At 67.0% G+C, this 4,768-nt stretch carries 6 protein-coding genes; 4 read left to right on the top strand and 2 right to left on the bottom strand.

Features of this window, described 5'->3' with window-relative positions:
- From VFP86_01645 to VFP86_01630, 4 genes are all read left to right on the top strand, one after another.
- Positions 1 to 425: ABC transporter permease (locus VFP86_01645; GenBank protein ID HET8998329.1), on the top strand; the 425-nt coding region annotated here is incomplete at its 5' end.
- Positions 426 to 450: 25 nt separating this feature from the next.
- The gene (locus VFP86_01640) at positions 451 to 1,440 is read left to right on the top strand and encodes an aldo/keto reductase (protein HET8998328.1); all 990 of its coding nucleotides are present in this window, start codon (positions 451 to 453) and stop codon (positions 1,438 to 1,440) included.
- 15 nt (positions 1,441 to 1,455) lie between these two features.
- Complete coding sequence (locus VFP86_01635) at positions 1,456 to 2,877, top strand: FAD-dependent oxidoreductase (GenBank protein ID HET8998327.1); 1,422 nt, start codon at positions 1,456 to 1,458, stop codon at positions 2,875 to 2,877.
- An 85-nt stretch (positions 2,878 to 2,962) separates the two neighbouring features.
- Entirely contained in the window at positions 2,963 to 3,529 is a 567-nt protein-coding gene (locus VFP86_01630) for a tetratricopeptide repeat protein (GenBank protein HET8998326.1), read from the top strand.
- A gap of 16 nt (positions 3,530 to 3,545) precedes the next feature.
- On the opposite strand, the gene VFP86_01625 is transcribed toward VFP86_01630, so the two are convergent.
- Together VFP86_01625 and VFP86_01620 are read right to left on the bottom strand one after the other, a co-directional pair.
- On the bottom strand, positions 3,546 to 4,310 hold the full coding sequence (locus tag VFP86_01625; GenBank protein HET8998325.1) for an N-acyl homoserine lactonase family protein: 765 nt from the start codon (positions 4,308 to 4,310) through the stop codon (positions 3,546 to 3,548).
- Between the two features lie 38 nt (positions 4,311 to 4,348).
- Positions 4,349 to 4,756 (bottom strand): carboxymuconolactone decarboxylase family protein, encoded by a 408-nt coding sequence (locus tag VFP86_01620; GenBank protein HET8998324.1) that lies wholly within the window; start codon positions 4,754 to 4,756, stop codon positions 4,349 to 4,351.
- Between the last annotated feature and the right edge of the window lie 12 nt (positions 4,757 to 4,768).

The following is a 4,768-nucleotide window of genomic DNA, read 5'->3' as shown; positions in this document are numbered from 1 at the left end:
TCGCGAACGTCATCATCACCCTGTCCGTGACCCGGTGGGTCACCTTTGCGCGGGTGGCCCGGGCGTCGACGCTCGTGACGAAGGAGCGCGAGTTCGTCATGGCGGCGCACGCCACCGGGGTCGACGCCGCGCGGCTCGTGTCGCGCCACCTCGTCCCTTTCGCGGTGACCCCGCTGATCGTCGTGGCGACCGTCGAGATGGGCCTCGTCATCCTGGCCGAGGCCTCGCTGAGCTTCTTGGGGCTCGGGGCGCCGCCCGACCACCCGTCCTGGGGGCTGATCATCGCCAACGGCAGAAATTATCTGAGCAGCGCCTGGTGGATCTCGACGATGCCGGGAATCGCCCTGAGCCTCGTGGTGATCGCGATCGGACAGTTCGGCGACACGCTGCGCGATTACCTCGACCCGCGCATCGTGTCCGAGTAACGGACACATCAGGGGAGGGAGCGTCATGGAACATCGCGCGTTTGGCACCACATCGCTGACGATCTCCACGATCGGACTCGGGACGTGGCCGATCGGCGGCGCGCGGTACGGCCCGAGCGACGACCGCGCCGCGCTGGACGCCATCCGCGCGGCATGCGATGCCGGCGTCACCTGCTTCGATACGGCGCCGTCATACGGGAACGGGCACGCCGAGGAGCTGCTGGGACGCGGCCTCGAGGGCCGGAGAAAGGATGTCGCGATCGTCACCAAAGGCGGGCTGGTGTGGGATGCCAAGAGCGTCGTGACGGGCCGCGACAGCGGCCGGCGCAACCTGGAAGCGCAGATCGACGCAAGCCTCAGGCGGCTCGGCACCGACTACGTCGATCTGTACCTCATCCACTGGCCGGACCCGGGCACGCCGATGGAAGAGACCGCGGGCGCGCTCGAGCAGTTCGTCCGGGCCGGCAAGGCGTGCTTCGTCGGCGTCTCGAACTTCCACGCGGCCCAGCTCCGCGCATGCGCGGCCGGGCTCCGCGGCGTGCCCCTCGCAGCCAGCCAGGTCAGCTTCAGCCTGTTCGATGAACGCTGGGCGCGCGAGACTTTTGGGGTGTGCCGGGCGCTCGGGTGCGGGGTGATGGCGTACGGTCCCCTCGCCCACGGCCTGCTCACCGGGACCCTCACCCGGTCGAACGTGTTCGAGCCGACGGACTGGCGGGCCGCAGGCACGCTCTTCGGTCAGGCCTTGCTCACCCCCGAGCACCTGGGCCGGAACCTCGACGTCGTGGAGCGGCTCGCGACGATCGCGCAGCGACGCGGCGTCACGCTGCCGCAGCTCGCGCTGGCCTGGGTGCTCGCGCATCCCGTCGTCACGACAGCACTCGTCGGCGCCCGCACTCCCCGGGAGATCACGGAGGCGGCGGGAGCGTCGGGGGTACGCCTGCCGGATGAGGTGATGCAGGAGATCGAATTCAGCATGCGCGATGCCGCCGGATTGTCGACCGTGCTGCCGACCTAAATGGAGGAGAGGAACATGCCCTCATCGATCCGATACGAGAAGGACCTGCCCGTCGCGGCGACCGCGGACGTGATGGTGGTCGGGAGCGGGCCGGCGGGACTCGCCGCGGCGATCGCAAGCGCGCGCAATGGAGCGCGCACGCTCCTCGTCGAGCGGTACGGCTTTCTGGGAGGCAACCTCACGGCCGGCCTCGTCGGCCCCTGCATGACCTCATACAGCCTCGATGGACGGACGCAGCTCATCAAGGGGATCTTCGAAGAGATAATACATAGGATGGAGCGGATCGGGGGGGCGCTCCATCCTTCGAAGATCGCCTCGGGCACCGCGTACTGCGGCTTCATCGTATACGGACACGACAAGGTGACGCCGTTCAATCCCGAGGCGGTCAAGATGGTGGCGATGGAGATGTGTCTCGAGGCGGGCGTCGAGCTCTTGCTGCACACCTTCGTCGTGGACACGACGGTCCAGGACGGCGTCGTGACCGGCGTGGTCGCGGCCAACAAGTCGGGGCTCCAGGCGCTCCGCGCCTCGGTCACCGTCGACTGCTCGGCCGACGCGGATGTGGCGGCCCGGGCCGGCGTCCCGTTTCAGATCGGCCGGGCGGGCGACGGGCTCACACAGCCGATGACGCTCTTCTTCCGCGTCGCGAACGTGGACGACGAGCGGGTCGAGGCGTACGTGCGGGCGCACCCGGACGATCACCGTCCGTTCGCCTCGCTCGTGCAGCAGGCCCGCGATCGCGGAGAGTTCCCGATCCCCCGCCGCGGCGTCGGCATGTACCGGACCCTCGACCCCGGGGTGTGGCGGATCAACACGACCCGGATCCAGCGGCGCTACGGTACCGACGCGCGGGATCTGACCCAGGCGGAGATCGAGGGCCGGCGGCAGGTCCGGGCGCTGATGGCGTTCTTCCGCAAGTGGCTGCCGGGGTTCGAACGCGTCGAACTGCTCGACACGGCCACCCAGATCGGCGTGCGGGAGACCCGCCGGATCCAGGGAGAGTACACGCTCACGCTCGAGGACCTGGCGGAGGGGCGCGAGTTCGAGGACGTCATCGCGTTGGCCGGCTACCCGGTCGACATCCACAGCCCGACCGACGACGGCGGCGGGGCGACGGGCGAGTGGAAGACGGCCAACATCTATCAGATCCCGTACCGGTCGCTCGTCCCGCTCCGGATCGAACAGCTGCTCGTCGCCGGCCGGTCGCTCTCCGCCACGCACGAGGCGCTGGCCGCCGTCCGCGTGATGCCGCCAGCGTTTGCGATGGGGCAGGCGGCCGGGACCGCGGCGGCGCTCGCCGCATTTCACAAGATCCCGCCGCGCGTGGTGCCCGTGCCCGCCTTGCAGGAAACCCTCGTGCGCCAGGGGGCCTATCTCGGAGAGCGGGTGGGGCAGCGGCTCAACGTGAAAGCGTCGCCACTTGGTACATCGCCGTGACCGACGCGTGACAGCCTTCGGGCATGGTCAGGGTGTCGGGCCCGTCCGCGCGTGGCCCGGAATCTCAAGGCCCGAGGTGCGGGAAATGAACAGGATCGGGTTCGCGCTCAAGGGCGGTCTGCTTGTTGCGTCCCTCGCTGCAGCCGTCGCCGTGTCGGCCGTTGGGACCTTCGCCCACGACGGGATGGGCGGGGGAACCGGGGGCGGCGGATCCACCGGGGGTGGATCAACCGGCGGTGGCGGCGGGTCTACGGTCTCCTCGCTCTCCGATCAGATCAACCCGCAGGCGAGGACCCTCTTCAACCAAGGAGTGATGTACGCAAAGGAGAAGAAGTGGTTTCTCGCCATCGCGGCGTACAAGCAGGCCGTGCGCATCGAGCCGAAGTTTGCCGCAGCCTGGAACAACTTGGGACATAGCTGCCGGAAGGCGCAGCAGTACGGCATGGCCCTGGACGCCTACAAGCAGGCGATCAGCTTGGCACCAGACAATCCAAACCCCCACGAGTACATGGCGCGAACCTATCTGGCCATGGGGAACAAGGACGGGGCGATGCGCGAATACGAGATCGTGCGGCGCCTCGACGCGAAGATGGCCGGCGAACTGCTGAAGGCGATTCAGGCCAACAATCCTGATCTGGGAGACGACGAATAACGCCCGTCCCGGCGGCTCAGCCCAGGCGCACAATGCCGTCCTGGACATGCTCGAAGCGATCTGAAACGCTCGGATCGTGACCAGGAAACACCAATGCGGGTGAGTCGACCAACTCCATCACCCGGTCGAGCGCATCCTGAGCCTGGCCGACGTGATGAGTGAGATAGAACGGGATGTGCGCCTCCAAGTTCCGATAGTAATGCATGGCGTCAGAGGCGATGACAGCGTAGCCACGGCTGGTCCAGACTCGCACGACCTGGAGTCCCGGGGCGTGGCCGCCGACCCTGTGCACGCTAATCCCCGGCCAGACCTCCTTGTCGCCGTCGACGAAGCGCAGCCGTCCATCGTAGTTGAGCCGAACCAATGCGCAGATATCGTCGGCTTCCGCCAATTGGTTATACGGGTAGAAGCGGACGTACCGGCCCGTGAAGACCCGCATCTCCTCGTCCTGGATCCAGAATGTGGCGCGCGGAAAGAGGGCGTGGTTCCCGACGTGATCATAATGCACGTGTGTAAGGATGATGTGTTCGACTGCTGTCGGATCGACGCCGAGGAGCCTCAACCCCTGATCGATCGGCCGGCCCATCTGGCGGCCGCGCTTGCGGCCGCTCTCCACTGTGAATCCGATATCGACCACCACCGTCCGGCTTGGATTGGTGATGACCCACACGAAGTACGCCATCGGCAACGGGGAATCGTGAAAATCCCCATAGAAGACTTCGTTGGACCTGGCCTGGCGCGACGCGTACTGGACGGCGTAGATGGTATACGCATCAGTCACCAATGCTCACCTCCCCACTGCCAGATCGCGGCGCGCGGCTAGCCTTTCTGCTCTTTCCGATACTCATCAATGACGCGCTTGGCGGTCCGGAACCCCTCGGCGGCGATCGGGACACCAGCGTAGACGCCCGCCTGCAGGAGAATCTCGGCGATTTCCTCCTCCGTCACCCCGTTGTTGAGCGCGCCGCGCACGTGCACCTCCAGCTCATGCCAACGCGCCATGACACTCAACATGGCGAGATTCAGCATGCTGCGCGTCTTGAGGCTCAGGCCGGGACGAACCCAGACATTGCCCCAGCAGTGCTCCGTGGTGAAGTCGACGAAGTGCTGGGAAAATGGATCGGCCTGAGCTTCCGTCTTGCCCCGGTCCACATAGGCAGGGCCCAACACCTGGCGCCGGATGCGCGCCCCCTCCTGAATGCGCTCTGCTTCGGTCCATTGGCTCATGATGCTTCCCCC

The organism is bacterium, from assembly GCA_035703895.1.
Classification (GTDB): Bacteria; Sysuimicrobiota; Sysuimicrobiia; order Sysuimicrobiales; family Segetimicrobiaceae; genus Segetimicrobium.
This window is presented reverse-complemented; position numbering and strand designations above follow the sequence as displayed.

Coding starts and splice junctions, on each gene's coding strand:
- VFP86_01640 (HET8998328.1), top strand. CDS start 451: ATGGAACATCGCGCGTTTGGCACCACATCGCTGACGATCTCCACGATC.
- VFP86_01635 (HET8998327.1), top strand. CDS start 1,456: ATGCCCTCATCGATCCGATACGAGAAGGACCTGCCCGTCGCGGCGACC.
- VFP86_01630 (HET8998326.1), top strand. CDS start 2,963: ATGAACAGGATCGGGTTCGCGCTCAAGGGCGGTCTGCTTGTTGCGTCC.
- VFP86_01620 (HET8998324.1), bottom strand. CDS start 4,756: ATGAGCCAATGGACCGAAGCAGAGCGCATTCAGGAGGGGGCGCGCATC.